Annotated in this window: 16 protein-coding genes and 1 pseudogene; 14 read left to right on the top strand and 3 right to left on the bottom strand. The window is 74.9% G+C overall.

What is annotated here, in order from left to right; all coding sequences use genetic code 11:
- Window positions 1-17 precede the first annotated feature (17 nt).
- Together AWW66_RS04265 and AWW66_RS04260 are read left to right on the top strand one after the other, a co-directional pair.
- Entirely contained in the window at window positions 18-989 is a 972-nt protein-coding gene (locus tag AWW66_RS04265) for a thiamine-phosphate kinase (protein ID WP_067360101.1), read from the top strand.
- Between the two features lie 18 nt (window positions 990-1007).
- Window positions 1008-1475: a GNAT family N-acetyltransferase gene (locus tag AWW66_RS04260; protein WP_067360100.1), complete on the top strand. Its 468-nt coding sequence runs from the start codon at window positions 1008-1010 to the stop codon at window positions 1473-1475.
- Between the two features lie 373 nt (window positions 1476-1848).
- On the opposite strand, the gene rpmB is transcribed toward AWW66_RS04260, so the two are convergent.
- Complete coding sequence (gene rpmB / locus AWW66_RS04255) at window positions 1849-2040, bottom strand: 50S ribosomal protein L28 (RefSeq protein ID WP_007075181.1); 192 nt, start codon at window positions 2038-2040, stop codon at window positions 1849-1851.
- Window positions 2041-2236: 196 nt separating this feature from the next.
- On the opposite strand from rpmB, the gene AWW66_RS04250 reads away from it, so the two are divergent.
- Both AWW66_RS04250 and recG read left to right on the top strand, forming a co-directional pair.
- Window positions 2237-3841: a DAK2 domain-containing protein gene (locus AWW66_RS04250; protein ID WP_067360099.1), complete on the top strand. Its 1605-nt coding sequence runs from the start codon at window positions 2237-2239 to the stop codon at window positions 3839-3841.
- Entirely contained in the window at window positions 3838-6039 is a 2202-nt protein-coding gene (gene recG, locus AWW66_RS04245) for an ATP-dependent DNA helicase RecG (RefSeq protein ID WP_067360097.1), read from the top strand. Before AWW66_RS04250 ends, recG begins: the two co-directional genes overlap by 4 nt.
- A gap of 133 nt (window positions 6040-6172) precedes the next feature.
- On the opposite strand, the gene AWW66_RS04240 is transcribed toward recG, so the two are convergent.
- Window positions 6173-7441, bottom strand: a complete 1269-nt coding sequence (locus tag AWW66_RS04240; RefSeq protein WP_067360096.1) for a hypothetical protein — start codon at window positions 7439-7441, stop codon at window positions 6173-6175.
- 332 nt (window positions 7442-7773) lie between these two features.
- On the opposite strand from AWW66_RS04240, the gene rsmD reads away from it, so the two are divergent.
- From rsmD to mutM, 8 genes and pseudogenes are all read left to right on the top strand, one after another.
- A complete protein-coding gene (rsmD, locus tag AWW66_RS04235) occupies window positions 7774-8337 on the top strand; it encodes a 16S rRNA (guanine(966)-N(2))-methyltransferase RsmD (protein WP_067360095.1) in 564 nt (187 codons plus the stop codon).
- Window positions 8334-8822 carry a pantetheine-phosphate adenylyltransferase gene (coaD, locus tag AWW66_RS04230; protein WP_067360094.1) on the top strand — a complete coding sequence of 163 codons (489 nt, stop codon included), beginning with the start codon at window positions 8334-8336 and terminating at the stop codon, window positions 8820-8822. The genes rsmD and coaD overlap by 4 nt, the downstream gene beginning before the upstream one ends.
- Before the next feature lie 169 nt (window positions 8823-8991).
- The gene (locus AWW66_RS04225) at window positions 8992-9489 is read left to right on the top strand and encodes an SPFH domain-containing protein (RefSeq protein ID WP_067360093.1); all 498 of its coding nucleotides are present in this window, start codon (window positions 8992-8994) and stop codon (window positions 9487-9489) included.
- A gap of 109 nt (window positions 9490-9598) precedes the next feature.
- Window positions 9599-10162: a YceD family protein gene (locus AWW66_RS04220; RefSeq protein ID WP_067360091.1), complete on the top strand. Its 564-nt coding sequence runs from the start codon at window positions 9599-9601 to the stop codon at window positions 10160-10162.
- A 5-nt stretch (window positions 10163-10167) separates the two neighbouring features.
- Complete coding sequence (gene rpmF / locus AWW66_RS04215; RefSeq protein WP_067360089.1) at window positions 10168-10341, top strand: 50S ribosomal protein L32; 174 nt, start codon at window positions 10168-10170, stop codon at window positions 10339-10341.
- A 72-nt stretch (window positions 10342-10413) separates the two neighbouring features.
- Window positions 10414-11445, top strand: coding sequence for a fatty acid synthesis plsX protein (locus AWW66_RS04210; protein WP_067360087.1), 1032 nt, complete (start codon window positions 10414-10416; stop codon window positions 11443-11445).
- A pseudogene (gene rnc / locus AWW66_RS04205) lies at window positions 11442-12197 on the top strand (ribonuclease III); the annotation flags it as partial. The gene AWW66_RS04210 and the pseudogene rnc, both read left to right, overlap by 4 nt.
- 238 nt (window positions 12198-12435) lie before the next feature.
- Window positions 12436-13287, top strand: a complete 852-nt coding sequence (mutM, locus tag AWW66_RS04200) for a bifunctional DNA-formamidopyrimidine glycosylase/DNA-(apurinic or apyrimidinic site) lyase (protein ID WP_067360082.1) — start codon at window positions 12436-12438, stop codon at window positions 13285-13287.
- A 61-nt stretch (window positions 13288-13348) separates the two neighbouring features.
- Here the strand turns inward: mutM and AWW66_RS04195 are convergent, their stop codons facing one another.
- Window positions 13349-14992: a CAP domain-containing protein gene (locus AWW66_RS04195; protein WP_083978203.1), complete on the bottom strand. Its 1644-nt coding sequence runs from the start codon at window positions 14990-14992 to the stop codon at window positions 13349-13351.
- Window positions 14993-15364: 372 nt separating this feature from the next.
- On the opposite strand from AWW66_RS04195, the gene AWW66_RS04190 reads away from it, so the two are divergent.
- Together AWW66_RS04190 and smc are read left to right on the top strand one after the other, a co-directional pair.
- A complete protein-coding gene (locus tag AWW66_RS04190; protein WP_067360080.1) occupies window positions 15365-15559 on the top strand; it encodes a hypothetical protein in 195 nt (64 codons plus the stop codon).
- A gap of 423 nt (window positions 15560-15982) precedes the next feature.
- Window positions 15983-18274 (top strand): chromosome segregation protein SMC (smc, locus tag AWW66_RS04185; protein WP_067360078.1); only part of this gene is annotated, 2292 nt, incomplete at its 3' end.

Here is an 18274-nt window from a genome sequence, read left to right as displayed (position 1 = left end):
GAGCGGAGCGGGACGGCGTGAGCGTCGCGGGTGTCGGTGAGTTCGGGTTGATCGACCGGGTGACCGCCCGGCTGGGGGCCGGGCCGGCGTGCCTGGTCGGCCCCGGGGACGACGCCGCGGTGGTGGCCGCCCCGGACAGCCGGGTGGTCGCCTCGACGGACGTGTTGGTCGAGGGGAGGCACTTCCGGCGGGACTGGGGCGGCGCGGTGGACCTCGGACACCGGGCGGCGGCGGCCAACCTGGCCGACATCGCGGCGATGGGGGCCACCCCGACCGCGTTGCTGGTCGCCCTCTGCCTGCCGCCCGGGCTGGAACCGGGCTGGGCCGAGCAGTTGGCCGACGGGCTCGCGGCCGAGGCCGCCAAGGTCGGCGCGAGCGTGGTGGGCGGGGACATGTCGGCCAGCCCGACGCTGACCGTCGCCGTCACCGCGCTGGGCGACCTCGGTGGCCGGGCCCCGGTGCTGCGCTCCGGCGCCCGTCCCGGCGACGTGCTCGCGCTGGCCGGACGGGTCGGGTACGCGGCGGCCGGGTGCACGGTGCTCTCCCGGGGCTTCCGTACCCCGAAGCTGCTCGTGGAGGCGTACCGGCGGCCCGAGGTGCCGTACCCCGCCGGGCCGCACGCCGCCCGGCTCGGCGCCACCGCGATGATCGACGTGTCGGACGGGCTCCTGGCCGACCTGGGGCACGTGGCGCGGGCCAGCGGGGTCGGCATCGACGTGCACCGGGACGCCTTCGAGGTACCCCGGCAGATGCGGGACGCCGCCCAGGCGCTCGGCGTCGACCCGTACACCTGGTTGCTGGCCGGCGGTGACGACCACGCCCTGGCGGCCACCTTCCCGCCCGCCGTGGCGTTGCCCGCCCCGTGGCGGCCGATCGGCGTGGTGACCGAGGGCGGCGTGGTGACCGAGGGTGGCGGGGCGGCCGGGGGCGGGGTCACCGTGGACGGGGAGCGGTACGACGGGCCGGCCGGCTGGGATCACTTCCGGTGACGGTCGTACCCTTCACCCGTGAGTGAGCTGGAGATTCGCCCGGTGCCCTTCGACTCGCCGGTGGCCCGGCTGTTGATCCGGGACGCCATGGCCGACCTGGGGGCCCGGTACGGCGGCAGCGGCGACGACACCCCGATCGACGCCACCGAGTTCGAGCCCCCGGCGGGGATGTTCCTGGTGGCGCGGCTGGACGGCACGCCGGTCGGCTGTGCCGGCTGGCGCAGCCACGGCGACTCCGGGGAGATCGCCGAGTTGAAGCGGATGTACACCGCCCCGGCCGTCCGGGGCCGGGGGGTGGCCCGGGCCGTGCTGGCGGCGGTGGAGAGTTCCGCCCGGGAGCACGGGCGCAAGCAGATCATCCTGGAGTGCGGGGACCGGCAGCCCGAGGCGATCGCGATGTACTTCGCGCTCGGGTACGAGCGGATCCCGAACTTCGGCTTCTACCGGGACTCACCCGGCTGCCTCTCCTTCGGCCGCCCGCTCTGACCGGGCGCACCGGCCCGTTCGCCGACCCGGCCGGGCCTGGTCCTGCGGGTGCCGGCGACCGGCTGCGCGCCGGTCGACCGGGGGGCGGGGTCGTTCGGCACGCCGGCCGGTCCGGCCGGCGAACGGTCCGGCCGGCGAACGGTCCGGTCGGTGAACGGGCTGGTGGGCGAACAGACCGGTCGCTGAACGGGCCGGTCGGCAAACAGGTCGGTCGGTGAACAGGCTGGTCGGCACACAAGCTGGTCGGTGCACGGGCAGCGGCCGGCCCGGGAGCGGCGCGGAGGCCGGTCCGGCCGGCGGCGGGCACGACAGAGCCGGCGGACCGGGAACGGTCCGCCGGCAGTGGCGGTGATCGGAGCGGCGGGCTACCGCGTCAGGCGCGGGTGACCTTGCCGGCCTTGATGCACGAGGTGCAGACCTTCAGCTTCTTGGTCGTGCCGCCACCGGCGGGGGTGCGCACCGACTGGATGTTCGGGTTCCAGCGGCGGTTGGTCCGCCGGTGCGAGTGGGACACGTTGTGGCCGAAGCCCGGCCCCTTGCCACAGACGTCGCACACGCTAGCCACGGGATACTCCTGAGATTGAAACGTTCATGAGGTCGCCGGCAGGGTGCTGCCCGGACAACCCGGCCAGGCTACCCGATGGTCCGCCGGGTCGGCCAACCGCCCCTGCCGGGCCGACCTGGGCGGCGGCCGGACGGCGACGCCACCGGGAACCGGCCGAGCCCGGCGGCTGTCGGTCTCCGCCAGTAGGCTTCTGGCCGTGCTGGAGACCCTCGACGCCGCCGCGGTGCGCCGCTGGTGCGCGGGCGGGCTGGCCGTGCTCCGGCAGCACCAGGGCGAGATCGACGAGCTGAACGTCTACCCCGTCCCGGACGGCGACACCGGCACCAACCTGGTGCTCACCCTCACCTCGGCCCAGCAGGCGCTGGCGATGGACCTGGGCACCCTGCCCGACGACGGGGCGACCGGCCACGGGCACGCGCTGCGGCTGATGGCCCAGGGGGCGCTGCTCGGCGCTCGGGGCAACTCCGGGGTGATTCTCGCGCAGATCCTGCGCGGTCTCGCCGACGCGGTCGCCGAGGTGCCGGCCGTGCGCGGCCGGGCGCTGGCCACGGCGTTGCGGGCGGCGACCACCGCCGCGTACGCCGCGGTGGCCCAGCCGGTCGAGGGCACCCTGCTCAGCGTGGTCGCCGCGGCGGCCGGCGCGGCCGAGGCGGCGGCGAGCGACGACCTGCCCACCGTGGCGCGGTCGGCGGCCGACGCGGCGGCGCACGCGGTGGGTCGTACCCCGGGGCAGTTGCCGGAGCTGGCCAGCGCCGGGGTGGTCGACGCCGGCGGGCGGGGGTTCTGCCTGCTGCTCGACGCCCTGGTCGAGGTCGTCACCGGCGAGCGCCCGGAGCGGCCGGCCACCGCGCCGCGCCCGGTCGGCCCGCCGCCGGTGGCCGTGCGGGAGACCGGCTCCCCGGAGTACGCCTACGAGGTGCAGTTCCTGCTCGACGCCGAGCCGGCGGCGGTACGGCGGATGCGCGCCGACCTGGCCGCGCTGGGCGACTCCCTGGTCGTGGTCGGCGGCGACCGGACCTGGCACGTGCACGTGCACGTCAACGACATCGGGGCGGCCGTCGAGGCGGGCGTGGTCGCCGGCCGGCCGTACCGGATCACCGTCAGCCGCTTCGCCGACCAGCCGCCGCCCGGCGCGCCACCGCCGGAGCAGGCCGGCCGGGCGGCGGTGGTGGTCTCCGACGGCGCGGGCATCACCGAGCTGTTCGCCCGGGAGGGGGCGGCGGTGGTGCCGGGCAACCCGTCCACCGGTGACCTGCTGGCCGCGATCCGGGCCACCGGCGCGGCCGGGGTGGTGCTGCTGCCCAACGACCCGGCCACCCAGGCGGTGGCGGGCCTGGCCGCGCGGGAGGCGGACGGCGTGGGGGTCCGGGTCGCCGTGGTGCCGACCCGCTCCCCGGTGCAGGCGCTGGCCGCCCTCGCGGTCCGGGACCCGGGCCGCCGCTTCGAGGACGACGTGATCGCGATGGCCGAGGCGGCCGGCGCCTGCCGGTACGCCGAGGTCTGCTACGCCGGCCGGGAGGCGCTGACCGTGGCCGGCCCGTGCCGCCCCGGCGACGTGCTGGCCCTGGTCGAGGGGGAGGTGCACCTGATCGGCGCGGACCTGGTCGACACCTGCACCGGCGTCGTCGACCGGATGCTCGGCGGCGGCGGTGAGCTGGTCACCCTGCTCTCCGGGGCGGACGCCCCGGCCGGGCTCGCCGAGGCGGTACGCGAGCACGTCGGGCGGCGCTGGCCGTTCGTCGAGGTGCAGGCGTACCCGGGCGGGCAACCGCACTATCCGCTCCTGGTGGGGGTCGAATGACGTCCGAGTCGTCCACGGTGGACACACCGCTGTCGAAGCTGGTCGGGGCGAAGACCGCCAAGGCGCTCGCCGACCACCTCGACCTGCTGACCGCCGGTGACCTGGTCTACCACTTCCCGCGCCGGTACGACGAGCGCGGCGAGCACACCGACATCCGGGCGCTGGACGTCGGCGAGCAGGTCACCGTGCTGGCCCAGGTGCAGCGCACCGCGGTCCGCCCGATGCGCCAGCGCCGGGGCAACCTGCTGGAGGTCACCGTGGGGGACTCCTCCGGCGGCACGCTGACCCTGACCTTCTTCGGCAACCAGGCGTGGCGGGAACGGGAGCTGCGGCCCGGCCGGTGGGGGATGTTCGCCGGCAAGGTCACCGAGTTCCGGGGGAAACGCCAGCTCAACGGCCCGGAGTACGTCCTGCTCGGCGACTCCACCGACGGCGAGGCGGCGGCCACCGAGGAGGTCGAGGAGTTCGCCGGGGCGCTGATCCCGGTCTACCCGGCCGCGGCGGCGGTGCCGACCTGGGTGATCGCCCGGTGCGTCCGGGTGGTGCTGGACACCTTCACCCCGCCGGACGACCCGTTGCCGTCGAGCGTGCGGGCCGGCCGCAACCTGGTCGGGATCGGCCCCGCGCTGCGCGAGATCCACCGCCCGTCCAGCAAGGAGGAGCTGTACCGGGCCCGCCGCCGGCTCAAGTGGGACGAGGCGTTCGCCGTGCAGCTCACCCTGGTCCAACGCAAGATCCGGGCCGCCGCGCGGCCGGCGAAGGCCCGGCCGCCGCGCCCCGGCGGGCTGCTCGACCGGTTCGACGCCCGGCTGCCCTACGAGCTGACCCCGGGCCAGCGCACGGTCGGCGCGGAGATCGCCGCCGACCTGGGTACCGCCCACCCGATGCACCGGCTGCTCCAGGGCGAGGTGGGCTCGGGCAAGACGGTGGTGGCGCTGCGGGCGATGCTCCAGGTCGTCGACGCCGGTGGGCAGGCCGCCCTGCTGGCCCCGACCGAGGTGCTCGCCGCCCAGCACCACCGGGGCATCCTGGACCTGCTCGGTCCGCTCGCGCAGGCCGGCGAGCTGGGCGCCGACGACGTCGCCACCCGGGTCGAGCTGGTCACCGGCTCGCTGGGCGCGGCGGCCCGCCGCCGGGCGCTCGCCGAGGTGGCCGGCGGCCGGGCCGGCATCGTGCTCGGCACCCACGCCCTGCTCTACGAGGGGGTCGACTTCGCCGACCTGGGTCTGGTGGTGGTCGACGAGCAGCACCGGTTCGGGGTGGAGCAGCGCGACGCCCTGCGGGCCAAGGCCGACCAGCCGCCGCACGTGCTGGTGATGACCGCCACGCCGATCCCCCGGACGGTCGCCATGACCGTCTACGGCGACCTGGAGACGTCCACCCTCTCCCAGCTCCCGCAGGGCCGCTCGCCGATCGCCTCGCACGTGGTGCCGGCCGCCGACAAGCCGGCCTTCCTGGACCGGGCCTGGCGGCGGTTGCGCGAGGAGGTGGCCGCCGGCCACCAGGCGTACGTGGTCTGTCCCCGGATCGGGGACGGGCCACAGAGCGACGAGGAGCCGCCCCGGGAGGACGACTCCGGCCGGCGACCCCCGCTGGCGGTGACCGAGGTCGCCCCGCTGCTCGCCGAGGGGCCGCTGCACGGGCTGCGGATCGGCGTGCTGCACGGGCGGCTGCCAGCCGACGAGAAGGACGCGGTGATGCGCTCCTACGCCGCCGGTGACCTGGACGTGCTGGTGGCCACCACGGTGGTCGAGGTCGGCGTCAACGTCCCCAACGCCACCGTGATGATCGTGCTGGACGCGGACCGGTTCGGCGTCTCCCAACTGCACCAGCTCCGGGGCCGGGTGGGCCGGGGCTCGGCGGCCGGGCTCTGCCTGCTGGTCACCGAGGCGGCCGAGGGCTCGTCGGCGCGGGAGCGCCTGGACGCCGTCGCGTCCACCACGGACGGCTTCAAGCTCGCCGAACTGGACCTGGAGCAGCGCCGGGAGGGCGACGTGCTGGGGGCCACCCAGTCGGGTCGCCGGTCGCACCTGCGGCTGCTGTCGCTGCTGCGCGACACCGACCTGATCCGGGACGCCCGTACCGAGGCGATCGCCCTGGTCGAGGAGGACCCGGAGCTGGCCCGGCACCCGGCGCTGGCCGCCTCGGTCGCCACCCTGGTCGACGAGGAACGCGCGGAGTACCTGGAGAAGGGCTGACCCCGACGTCCACCGAGGGCGCTGCGCGGGCCTGACGTCCGAGGCGGTGCGCGGACCTCCCGGGGACGGGGTGAGGGCGCGCCGACCGGGTGGTCGACGCGCCCTCGGGGTCGATCAGGTGGGGCGGAGCGGGTCAGGCGGTGAAGTGCACCCGACGCCGCCGCGCGACCACGAAGAGCACCGCGCCCAGGGCGAGCAGGGCGAGCGCACCGGCGGCGATGCCGCCCGCCGCCGCGCCGGTCACCGGCAGGCCGGGCTCCTCCTCGCCGCCACCGGCGCCGCCGTCGGTCTCGTCGCAGTCCTTGGGCTCGGTCCAGGCGAGCGGGCCGCCGGAGTCCAGGTCACCGGTGACGGTGACGGTGAAGCCCTTGCTGGCCTTGAAGGTGACCTTCTCGGTCTTGCCCGGCTTGACCGTGACGGTCTTGGCCTCGCCCTTGTTCGGGGTGAAGGTGCTGGTGACGGTGGCCCCGTCCGTGGGGTTCTTGATCTCGAAGATCATCTCGTCGCAGCTGGAGGTGTAGGTGCCCTCCGGGGTGCCGACCTCGGGCTGCTTGCAGTCCTCGGGCTGCTCGTGGCCCCCCTCGAAGGTCTCCATGCCCTTGGCCGTGACCGTGATGTTCCGCGAGTTCGCCGGGTCGAGCTTGTGGTTGACCACCTCGCTCGCCGGCACGGTCACGTCCTTGCGGTACTCCCCGCTGGCGGTGATGGTGAAGGTCGTCTTGATGTTGCCCCGGTTGGTGAGGGCCAGCGTCACGCTGCCCTCGCAGTCGAAGGTCGGCTCGACGGCGGGCGCGGCGACGCAGGTGTCCTCGCCGCCGTTGTACCAGGCCGGCGGGCCCTCGGACCGGGCGCCGATGCCGCTGTCGCTGCCGATCTTGCGGTTGTCGTACCGGGGGCTGTCGTCGTCCAGCGGGTCGATGATCTCGCTGCCGAAGACGAAGTCGACCTGGGTGAAGCAGGCCGGCACCTCGACCTTGAACTCCAGCGTGGCCTGCTGGAGCTCACCCTCGCCGACCCCGGCGAACTTCTTCACCGACGTGTCGAAGACGTACTGCGGGGTGGCGAAGCGCGCCGACGGGGCCAGGTACGACACCAGGGCCACGTCCTGCTCCTGACCGGCGCAGAGCGGGCCGTTGGTCAGGGTGATCTTGGCGGTGCCCTCTCGGCCTGCGAATTCGTGGGTGTAGCGGGCCTTCTCGGCGTCGACGCACTCGGGGCCGGGCGGCGGGGTCGCGGGCGGCGTGGTCGGAACGGTCTCGGCGGACTCGGTCACCGAGGGGGAGGGCTCCGGCGAGGGGATGCGGGCGCTCGCGGGCGAGGGCACCGTGACGGCCGCGAAGCCGAGCAGCGCGGCGGCGGCCACGGCGAGCGGTCGCCGCAGCGACAGCGGGGGACGGATCACACGTACTCCCGGGGTGAAGGGCGTCAAGGGGTACGGCGGGGGCGGCGGTGGGCGGTCGCTGCCGGATCTCGGGCGCGTCCCGCGACGGTGCCTCCCCGGTGCCGTGAGGCCGGCGGAAGCACCGCCGGCACGGGCAGACCCTAGCGAGGGCAACCGGTACGAAACAGCCCACAGGCCCCACTCATCATCATGTTATGAATTTGAGATCATTGATGCACGGACGGTAGTTCGTCCGCACACCGGTCGATACCGACCGTGTGGGCCGGTCGCGTACCGTGATCGCGTAGCGTCGGGGCCGTGAGAACGTCGCAGGGTGCGCGCAGGAGGAGCCGGTGACCCGGATCGTGGCCGGAGCGCTCGGCGGGCGGCGGATCGCCGCGCCCCCGGGCGCCGGCACCCGCCCCACCACCGACCGGGTGCGGGAGGCGCTGTTCAGCGCGGTGCAGGCCGTGGTCGACCTCGGCGGGGCGCGCTTCGCCGACCTGTACGCCGGCTCCGGCGCGGTCGGGCTGGAGGCGCTGTCGCGGGGCGCCGGTCACGTCCTGCTGGTGGAGTCCGACCCCCGGGCCGCCCGGGTGACCCGGGAGAACCTCGCCGCCGTCCGGGCCGGGCCCGCCGCCCGGCTGGTCACCGGGCGGGTCGCCACCGTGCTCGCCGCCGGTCCGGACGGCGGTCCGTACGACGTGGTCTTCGCCGACCCGCCGTACGCGATGCCCGGCGCGGAGGTGACCGCCATGCTGGCCGCGCTGCGCGACGGGGGGTGGCTGGCCGACGGGGCGCTGGTCGTGGTGGAGCGGTCCACCCGGACCCCACCGTTCGACTGGGTGCAGGACGTCACCTGCGAGCGTAGTCGGCGTTACGGGGAGACCACGCTTTGGTACGGTCGCCGATCATGAGACGTGCGGTATGCCCCGGCTCTTTCGACCCGGTCACCAACGGTCACCTCGACATCGTCGGCCGGGCCAGTCGGCTCTTCGACGAGGTGATCGTCGTGGTCACCATCAACCAGTCGAAGAACTCGCTGTTCACCGTCGAGGAGCGGATCGACATGCTCCGCCAGGTGACCGCCTCGTACGACAACGTCCGGGTCGAGTCGTTCCGGGGGCTGCTGGTGGACTTCTGCCGGGCCCAGCAGGCGACCGTCCTGGTCAAGGGCCTGCGGGCGGTCAGCGACTTCGACTACGAGTTGCAGATGGCCCACATGAACATCGGCCTGGCCGGGGTGGAGACCCTCTTCATGCCGACCAACCCGCTCTACTCGTTCCTCTCCTCCAGCCTGGTCAAGGACGTGGCGAAGTGGGGCGGGGACGTCTCGCCGCACGTCCCCGACGTGGTCCGGGAGGCGCTCAGCCTCCGCCTCGACCCGTCCGTCCGCGGCTGACCGCAGCCGGCGCCGGACGCGCCCGGACCCGTCCCGCGGCCGGCGCGACGCGCCGGACCCGGGGCGGATGGGGCGCGGGTGGCCCGTGCGCGACATCATGGTGGAGCGGGAGGACGGCCGCAGCCCGCATCATGGAGGTCGGCCGACGGACGACAGGAGTGAGGTACCGGTGGACCCGCTCGATCGCATCGACGAACTGATCGCCATGGTGGAGCAGGCCCGCTCCGTTCCGATGTCCCGGAACAACTGCATGGTCGACCGGGGCGAGATGATCGCCGCGCTGGACGAGATGCGCGCCGACCTCCCCGCCGACCTGCGCCGGGCCGCCGCCCTCCTGGAGGAGCGGGACAAGATCATGGAGGCGGGCAAGCGGGAGGCGGACCGGATCATCAGCGAGGGCGAGGCGGAACACGCCCGCCTGGTCTCGGTGAACGAGATCACCGTCTCCGCCGAGCACGAGGGGGCCCGGATCATCGCCGAGGCCCGCGCCGAGGCGCAGCGGCTGCGCTCGGAGGTCGACGACTACGTCGACACCGCGCTGGCCAACTTCGAGCAGTTCCTCACCCGGGCGCTCGCCTCGATCGAGCGGGGCCGGGACAAGATGCACGCGCTGCGGGAGATCGGCACCTTCGCGGGGGACGACACGGAGCGCCCGATAACCTTCTGACCGGTACCGCACCAGCCGGCCGAACGGGGTGGGCGTCGCCCCGGTTCGACGGTGGGGTGGTCGCCCAGGTAACCTCGTGTGTCGGCCTCTCACCGGCCGGAGTCTGACTATGCCCAAGCACACACCGAGCTCACTCGACCCCAGGTCGCCGCTGGTCCTCGACACGAGGGAACTGCCGCGTCGACCTGGCGCCTTGCGTACGGTCGATCGGGTCGTGCCGGCACCGGCGGACCTCGGCGTGGAGTTGATCGGCGTGCCGGAGGGCGCGGACCTCACCCTCGACCTGAGGATGGAGTCGGTGTCCGAGGGGGTGCTCGTCTCCGGGACCGTCAGCGGCCCCGTCCGGGGCGAGTGCGGTCGCTGCCTGCGTGAGATCAACGACACGGTGGCCGTGACCGTCCAGGAGCTGTACGCCTACGCGAACAGCACCACGGACGTCACGACCGAGGAGGATGAGGTGGGCCGACTCCAGGGCGACCTGATCGACCTGGAGCCGGCGGTTCGGGACGCGGTGGTGCTCACCCTGCCGACCAACCCGATCTGCCGCCAGGACTGCCCAGGGTTGTGCCCCGAATGCGGGGTGCACCGGGACGAACTGCCGGTCGACCACAGCCACCAGCAGATCGACCCGCGTTGGGCGGGCCTGTCGCAACTGAATCGTGAAGAGGAGTAAGAACCGTGGCCGTTCCCAAGCGCAAGATGTCGCGCAGCAACACCCGGTCCCGTCGGGCGCAGTGGAAGGCGACGCCGGTCGCGACGGTGGCCTGCCCGCAGTGCAAGTCGGCCAAGCTGCCGCACACCGCCTGCTCCGTCTGTGGCACCTACAACGGCCGCCAGGTCATCGAGGTCTGACGGGTTCGCCCCGTGACGCCTCCGACCCGAGGTCGGGTGGCGCGTCCAACCTGGCGATCGCCCGCCACCCCGGTGGCTGCCGACGCCGGCCGGCCCGCTCCGGCCGGCGTCGCGACGGGGCCGGGCACCGTACGGATCGCCGTTGACCTCCTCGGCGGGGACGACGCTCCCGCCGTCGTGGTTGACGGCGCTCTGCGGGCCATGCGTGCCGACCCTGACCTGCACCTGCTTCTCGTCGGTCCGGCGGAGACCGCCGCCGAGGTGACCGACGCCCTCGACCCGGCCCAGCGGGCCCGGGTCGCCGTGCGCCCGGTGCGGGACGCCGTCGCCATGACCGAATCTCCCACCCGCGCGGCCCGTGCCCACAGCACGGTCCGCGCGGCCGTCGCCGCCGTCCGCGCCGGCACGGCCGACGCCCTGGTCTCCGCCGGCTCGACCGGCGCCACCGTCACCGCCGCCGTGCTCGGCCTCGGCCGCTGGCCGGGGGTACGGCACCCCGCGCTGGTCGCCACCCTGCCGGCGGTCGAGGGCCCGGTGGTCCTGCTCGACGTCGGCGGGGCCCTGGAGGCCCACCCGGCGACCCTGTCCCGGCACGCCGTGCTCGGCGCCGCCTACGCGGCGGTCGCGCACGGCATCACCGCGCCCCGGGTCGGGCTGCTCTCGGTGGGCACCGAGGCCGGCAAGGGCGACCGCGCCCGCCGGGCCGCCGACCCGCTGCTCGCCGTCGGCCCGCTGCCGTGCGACGCCCGCTACGTCGGCCTCGTCGAGGGGTACGACGTGACGCTCGGCGCGCGCGCCGATGTCGTGGTCACCGACGGCTTCACCGGTAACGTGCTGCTCAAGGCGATCGAGGGCGCGTACGCCATGGCCGGCGGGGCACCGGCCGGCGGAGGCGCCCCCCGGGCCGCCGCCCTGCTCGGGATCTCCGGCACCGTGGTCGTCTGCCACGGCGCGGCCCGCGCCGACGACATCGCCTCCGGCATCGCCCTCGCCGCCCACCTGTGGCGTCGGGGTGCCACCGACACCGTCTCCGCGCTGCTGGCCGGGGACGGGCCGGGTGACCGAACCGACCGCACCACCGACACCGAGGTAACCGCATCATGACCAACGACAAGCGGCGACGTGCTCCCGTCGGCCACCTGGAGGCCGCCTTCGGCGTCACACTCGACCCGGAACTGCTGGAACGGGCGCTGACCCACCGGTCGTACGCGTACGAGAACGGCGGTCTGCCCACCAACGAGCGCCTGGAGTTCCTCGGTGACTCGGTGCTCGGGGTGGTGATCACCACGGCGCTGTTCCACAACCACCCGGACCTGCCCGAGGGGCAGTTGGCCAAGCTGCGGGCCAGCGTGGTCAACATGCGGGCGCTGGCCGAGGTGGCGCGGCGGCTCGGCCCCGACGGGCTCGGCGCGTACCTGCTGCTCGGCAAGGGGGAGGAGACCACCGGCGGCCGGGACAAGGCGAGCATCCTCGCCGACACGCTGGAGGCGCTGCTCGGGGCGATCTACCTCCAGTACGGGCTGGACACCGCCGCGATCGTGATCCACCGGCTCTTCGACCCGCTGATGGCCGAGTCGGCCGGCCGGGGCGCGGCGCTGGACTGGAAGACCAGCCTCCAGGAACTCACCGCCGCGCTGGGGCTGGGCGTCCCGGAGTACCGCATCGAGGGCACCGGCCCGGACCACCTCAAGACGTTCACCGCCTGGGTGGTGGTGGCCGGCAACCGGTACGGCGGGGCGGAGGGGCGCAGCAAGAAGGAGGCCGAGCAGCGCGCCGCCGAGTCCGCTTGGCGCATCCTCAACGAGCAGGCCGAGGCGACCCGGGCGGCTGAGGCGGCACGGGCGGCTGAGACGGCTGAGGCGGCACGGGCTGCCGAGGCTGTGCGGGCGGCTGAGACGGCTGAGGCGGCACGGGCTGCCGAGGCTGTGCGGGCCGCCGAGGCGGCGGCTGGGCGACCTGCCGAGGCGACGGCGACGGCCGACGTGGGGTCTCCCGCCGGGGTCTCCCCGGCGACGGAGGTGGGGCGGGCCGAGGTGGGCGTCGAGACGACCGGCGCCCCGGGCGGGGTGGAGACCGGGCTGGCCGGCGAGCGCCGTGCCTGAACTGCCCGAGGTCGAGACGGTCCGGCAGGGCCTGGCCCGCTGGGTGACCGGCCGGCAGATCACCGCCGTCGAGGTACGCCATCCCCGGGCGGTCCGCCGCCACCTCCCCGGCGCGGTCCACTTCGCCGACGTCCTCGCCGGACGGCGGGTGCTCGACGTCCGGCGGCGCGGCAAGTACCTCTGGCTGCCGCTGGACAGCGGGGACGCGATCGTCGGACACCTCGGCATGTCCGGCCAACTCCTGGTGCAGCCGCACGACGCGGCGGACGAGCTGCACCTGCGGGTGCGGTTCAGCTTCGCCGATGCCGGCCCGGAGCTGCGCTTCGTCGACCAGCGGACGTTCGGCGGGCTGGCGGTCTCGGCCGGTGGCGCGGAGCTGCCCGCCGAGATCGCGCACATCGCCCGGGACCCGATGGACCCGGACTTCTCCGAAGCGGGCTTCGTGACGGCGCTGCGCCGCCGGCGTACCGAGGTCAAGCGGGCGCTGCTCGACCAGACGCTGATCTCCGGGGTGGGCAACATCTACGCCGACGAGGCGCTCTGGCGGGCGAAGCTGCACGGCACCCGGCCGACCGACGCGCTGACCGGGCCGGCGGCGACCCGGCTGCTCGGGCACGTCCGGGACGTCCTCGCGGAGGCGATCACCGCCGGCGGCACCAGCTTCGACGCCCTGTACGTCAACGTCAACGGCGAGAGCGGGTACTTCGACCGGTCCCTGCACGTCTACGGCCGGGAGGGCGAGCCGTGCGACCGCTGCGGGGCGCCGGTGCGCCGCGAGGCGTTCATGAACCGCTCGTCCTACAGTTGCCCCCGCTGTCAGCCCCGCCCCCGTACCCGGGGCTGAGCCGCTCCGGTGCCGAGCCGCCCCGGCCGTCGAGCCGGCCGGGGCGGAACGGGTGGGCGGGTCAGCGCGGTGCGGCGAAGTTCTGCGTCCAGTACGGCCCGTTGCTCGTCGCGATGCCGACACCGATCTCGGTGAAGGCGCAGTTGAGGATGTTGGCCCGGTGGCCGGGGCTGTTCATCCAGGCGGTCATCACCGACTCCGGCGTCCGCTGGTTCCAGGCGACGTTCTCCCCGTAGGTCCGCCACGCGTACCCGACGCGGTCGAGCCGCTGGCCCACGTCGCTGCCGTCGCTGCCGGTGTGCGACATGTCCTGGTGGTCGGCCTGGTCCTGGCTGTGCCGCTGGGCCGCCGTCATCAGCTTCTCGTCGACCTGCACGGCCTTGCAGCCGGCCTTGGCGCGCTCGGCGTTGACCAGGTCGACGACCTGCTGCGCCTGGCCGCTGACGGCGCCGCCGCCAGCGACGGACTTCGGGGCGGTGGTGGCCGGGGCGCTGCTCCGCTCGACGTTGCGCCGCGACGGGGCGGTGGTGGACCGGTCCGCCGCCGGGGTCGGCTTGCTGGTCCGGCTCGGCGACGGCGCCGGACGGGACGCCGACGGGGACGCCGACGGCGACGCGGACGGGGTGGGCGACGCCACGTCGGGCGTACCGCTCGGGGCGCCGGGCAGCGGGTCGGCCAGCAGCGGAGCCGCCGTCCGCTCCTCGGCCGTACCGGTGAAGGCCGCCGGGCCGTCGTCGCCGGGCAGCACCAGGGCGCCCACGCCGAGGCTCACCGCGAGGGTGGCCGCCGCGGCGGCGCCGACCAGCGCCGGCCGGCGCAGGCGGCGGGGCGGGCGGTGCCGGCCCTCACCCGGCGTACGGTCGGCGTCGGTCCCCGGACGTGCGGTCGGGCCGGCGACGCCGACAGCCGGGATCTCCGAGGTGGCCGGCCCGGCGTCGGAGCCGGTCGGGGTGGCTGCCCACCGCTGGGTGGTCCGGTCGGCCGCCCACTGCTGCTCGGGGCCGTCCGGCTGCCAGCCGTAGCCCGGCTCCCCGGCGGCCCGGTCGTCCGTCGCACCGTCGGCCCACCGGCCGTCGGTGCCGGTCCACCGGCCCTGCGCCGGCTCCTCGGCCCACCGGCCGTCCGCCGGCTCGTCGGCCCAGGGGCCCTGTGCCGTCTGCCCGGTCCACCGGTCCGGGGCCGGCTGGTCGGCCCACCGGCTGTCGGGCCGGTGGTCGGAGCGCTGGCTGTCGGTGTCGGTCCACCGGTCGTCGGGTCGCTGGTCGGCCCACCGGTGGTGTCCCGGGTCGAGCTGCCCGTGGCCGTCGGTCGCGTCGGTCTCCCACCGCTCGCGCGCCGGGCCGGTCGTCCACCGGTCGGGGGCCGCCTCGGCCGTCCACCGGTCCGGGGCCGGCTCGTCGGGCCACCGGCCCTCCGGCGTCACGCCGGTCCGGTCGACACCGGTCTGGTCGGCGCGGGGCTGGTCCGTACGGGGGTGGTCGGCGCGGGGCCGGTCCGTGCGGGGCCGGTCGACGGCGGGCTGGTCGGCCGGGCGGGCGTCGCCCCGCCCGCCCGGCTGCCAGGGCCCGTCCGTTGGCTCGGGGTCGTCACCGAACAGGTACGCCGACCGGGGTTCCGGACGGTCCGTGAGCCAGGTCGGTTCGCCGGCCGGCTCCTCGCGTCGGTGGGCGCGATCCGGGTCCATCGGGTCGGTCGAGCCGTACACGCCGGGTGCCTCCAAAGCTTCGGTTGACGGGCGCAGGTGACGCTACGTGAGCGTCGTGAGCAGCGGCAACGTGGCTAAGAAAGAGTTAAGGCGAAGTCGAACTGCTCCGTACCCTGTTCAGGGATCCGGCGTACAGTAAAGGTGTCCGGACAGAGCGTGTCCGAGCCTTGCGGCGGCCCCCCGGCAAGTGGACAGGTTGACGTGGAGATGATCTACGGCCTGCGGGAACTTGACGAAGGAGGGGTTTCGGCTCAATATATAGGTGTCGCCAGTCGCGCCCGGTCGTGCCCGCATAACGCAGGGGATGGCAGTCGCGAATCACGTGGGCGCGCGTTGGCCGGCCTTTCCGGCAGCGCATATCAAGGAGTCAGCATGGCGAAGGCCCTCTACGGCCACGTAGGTGCAGCGCCCGACCGGCGCCTGCTCGACGAGGTCACCCGCTTGCGTGCCAGGGTTCAGGCAATGGAGTTCGAGATCACGCGCCTGCGCGCCGAGAACGATCGGCTCGCGGCGGCCGTGTCGGAGGCGGACGACCTCCTCCGGCTGGCCGAGCCGGCGCTGACCTGATCTTCAGGGTCGGAAAACTGAATCGCAGTACACGAAAAAGCGCGCCGGACGGTTTTGTTCCGGCGCGCAGCCTTGTCCGGACACTTTTCGCCGCCGCCATTTATTGATCTTGTGGGGATGGTCACGTCACCGTCCCGGGAGCCCACCGGGCGCAGTTTGCGCCCCGACCGGAAATCGCTCGGGTCGCCGCGGGTCGCGCCGGACCGACCGCCCCGCCGGACCCGGACCGACCGCCCCGCCGCACCGCGGGGGCCGTCCCGCCGGGCCGGCCGCAGGCCGTCCGCCCCGCGTCACCGCCGGTTCCACCGCACGTCGGGGGCGGGTCGCGTGCTCCGGCCCCGCCGGCCGGGGGTTAGTCTGCGGGTTCACCAGGTCCGCGCAGCCCGCGACGCCTGCGGCGGCCACCGGACGAGGATCGAGAAGGTGCATCTCAAGAGCCTGACGGTGAAGGGGTTCAAGTCCTTCGCCTCCGCCACGACGTTCAAGCTGGAACCCGGGATCACCTGCGTGGTCGGCCCGAACGGCTCCGGCAAGTCCAACGTCGTCGACGCCATCGCCTGGGTGCTCGGCGAGCAGGGCGCCAAGGCGCTGCGCGGCGGCAAGATGGAGGACGTCATCTTCGCCGGCACCGCCGGGCGGGCGCCGCTGGGTCGGGCCGAGGTCACCCTCACCATCGACAACACCGACGGCGCGCTGCCGATCGAGTACACCGAGGTCTCCATCACCCGCCGGATGTTCCGCTCCGGCGAGAGCGAGTACGAGATCAACGGTGACTCCTGCCGGCTGCTGGACATCCAGGAGCTGCTCAGCGACTCCGGCATCGGCCGCGAGATGCACATCATCGTCGGGCAGGGCCGCCTCGACGGCATGCTGCACGCCAAGCCGGAGGACCGGCGGGCGTTCATCGAGGAGGCGGCCGGCGTCCTCAAGCACCGCAAGCGCAAGGAGAAGGCGCTGCGGAAGCTCGACGCGATGCAGGTGAATCTCAACCGGCTCACCGACCTCACCGCCGAGCTGCGCCGCCAGCTCAAGCCGCTGGGCCGGCAGGCCGAGGTGGCCCGGCGGGCCGCCGCCATCCAGGCCAACCTGCGCGACGCCCGGCTGCGGCTGCTCGCCGACGACCTGCACACCCTGCGGAGCACGCTGGACCGGGAGATCGCCGACGAGGCGGCGGTCCGTGAGCGGCGTGAGCAGGTCGAGGCGGAACACGCCGAGGTGCAGGGCCGGCTCGGCGAGCTGGAGGCGGTCCTGGCCGAGGACGCCCCGCTGCTCGCCGCCGCGCAGGACACCTGGTACAAGCTCTCCGCCCTGGCCGAGCGGTTCCGCTCCATCGAGCAGCTCGCCCGGGAACGGCTGCGTCACCTCAGTGCCGGCGGGGACGACGAGCGACCGGGCCGCGACCCGGACCAGTTGGAGGCCGAGGCCGAGCGGATCCGTGAGCAGGAGGAGGAGCTGCGGGCCGCGCTGACCGAGGACCAGATCCGGCTCGCCGAGGCGGTGGAGCACCGTCAGGAGCTGGAGCGGCAGCTCGCCGCCGCGGAACGGGAACTGGTCGCCGCCGCCAAGGCCATCGCCGACCGGCGGGAGGGCCTGGCCAAACTGACCGGCCAGGTCAACTCGGCCCGCGCCCGGACCACCAGCGCGGGGGAGGAGATCGAACGCCTCGCCACCGCGCACGCCGACGCGATGGCCCGCGCCGAGCAGGCCCAGGCCGAGGTGGACGCGGTGGCCGAACAGTCCACCGAGGCCGACCGGGACAACGCCGACCTGGACGCCCGGCACGCCGAGGCGGTCGCCGGGCAGGAGAAGGCGCAGGCCACCGTCCGCTCCCTCGCCGACGCCGAGCGGACCGCCGAGAAGGACGCCGCCACCTGGAAGGCCCGGGAGGAGGCGCTCGCCCTCGGGCTGCGCCGCAAGGACGGCGCCGGTGCCCTGCTGGCCCGCGCCGACCAGGTACCCGGCCTGCTCGGCAGCCTCTCCGGGCTGCTCACCGTCGCGCCCGGTCGGGAGGCCGCGCTCGCCGCCGCGCTGGGCGGGCTCGCCGACGCGGTCGCGGTCAGCGGGGTGGACGAGGCGGTCGAGGCGATGCGGCTGCTGAAGATCTCCGACGCCGGCCGGGCCGGCCTGCTGGTCGGCAGCCCCGCCGGGCCGGGCATGGAGGGGCCCGCCGACGCGCTGCGGCCGAAGCTGCCGGAGCACGCCCACTGGGCACCGGACCTGGTGGAGTGCCCCGCCGACCTCCGCCCGGCGGTGTACCGGGCGCTGCGCGACGTGGTCCTGGTCGACGACCTGGCCGCCGCCTCGGAGCTGGTCGCCGGGAGCCCGGAGTTGCGCGCGGTCACCCCGGACGGGGACGTGGTCGGTGCGTACGCGGCGGCCGGCGGGTCGGCCAAGGCCCCCAGCTTCATCGAGGTGCAGGCCGCCGTCGAGGAGGCCCGGAGCAACCGGCTCACCGCCGAGCGGACCGCCACCGGACTGCGCGACCAACTCGTCGAGGCCCGCGCCGAGGTGGCCGCCGCGAAGGACGCGGTCCAGCACGCCGCCGCCGCCAAGCGGGAGGCGGAGAGCCACCGCAACGCCGCCGCCCGGCGGCTCGCCGAACTGGGCGCCGCCGCCCGCTCCGCCAAGGCCGAGACCGACCGGCTCGGCGAGTCCCGGGCCCGCGCCGAGGCCGCCCGGGAACGGGACCTGATTGCCCTGGCCGAGCTGGAGGAG

The organism is Micromonospora rosaria, assembly GCF_001567585.1.
Taxonomy (GTDB): domain Bacteria; phylum Actinomycetota; class Actinomycetes; order Mycobacteriales; family Micromonosporaceae; genus Micromonospora; species Micromonospora rosaria.
This window is presented reverse-complemented; position numbering and strand designations above follow the sequence as displayed.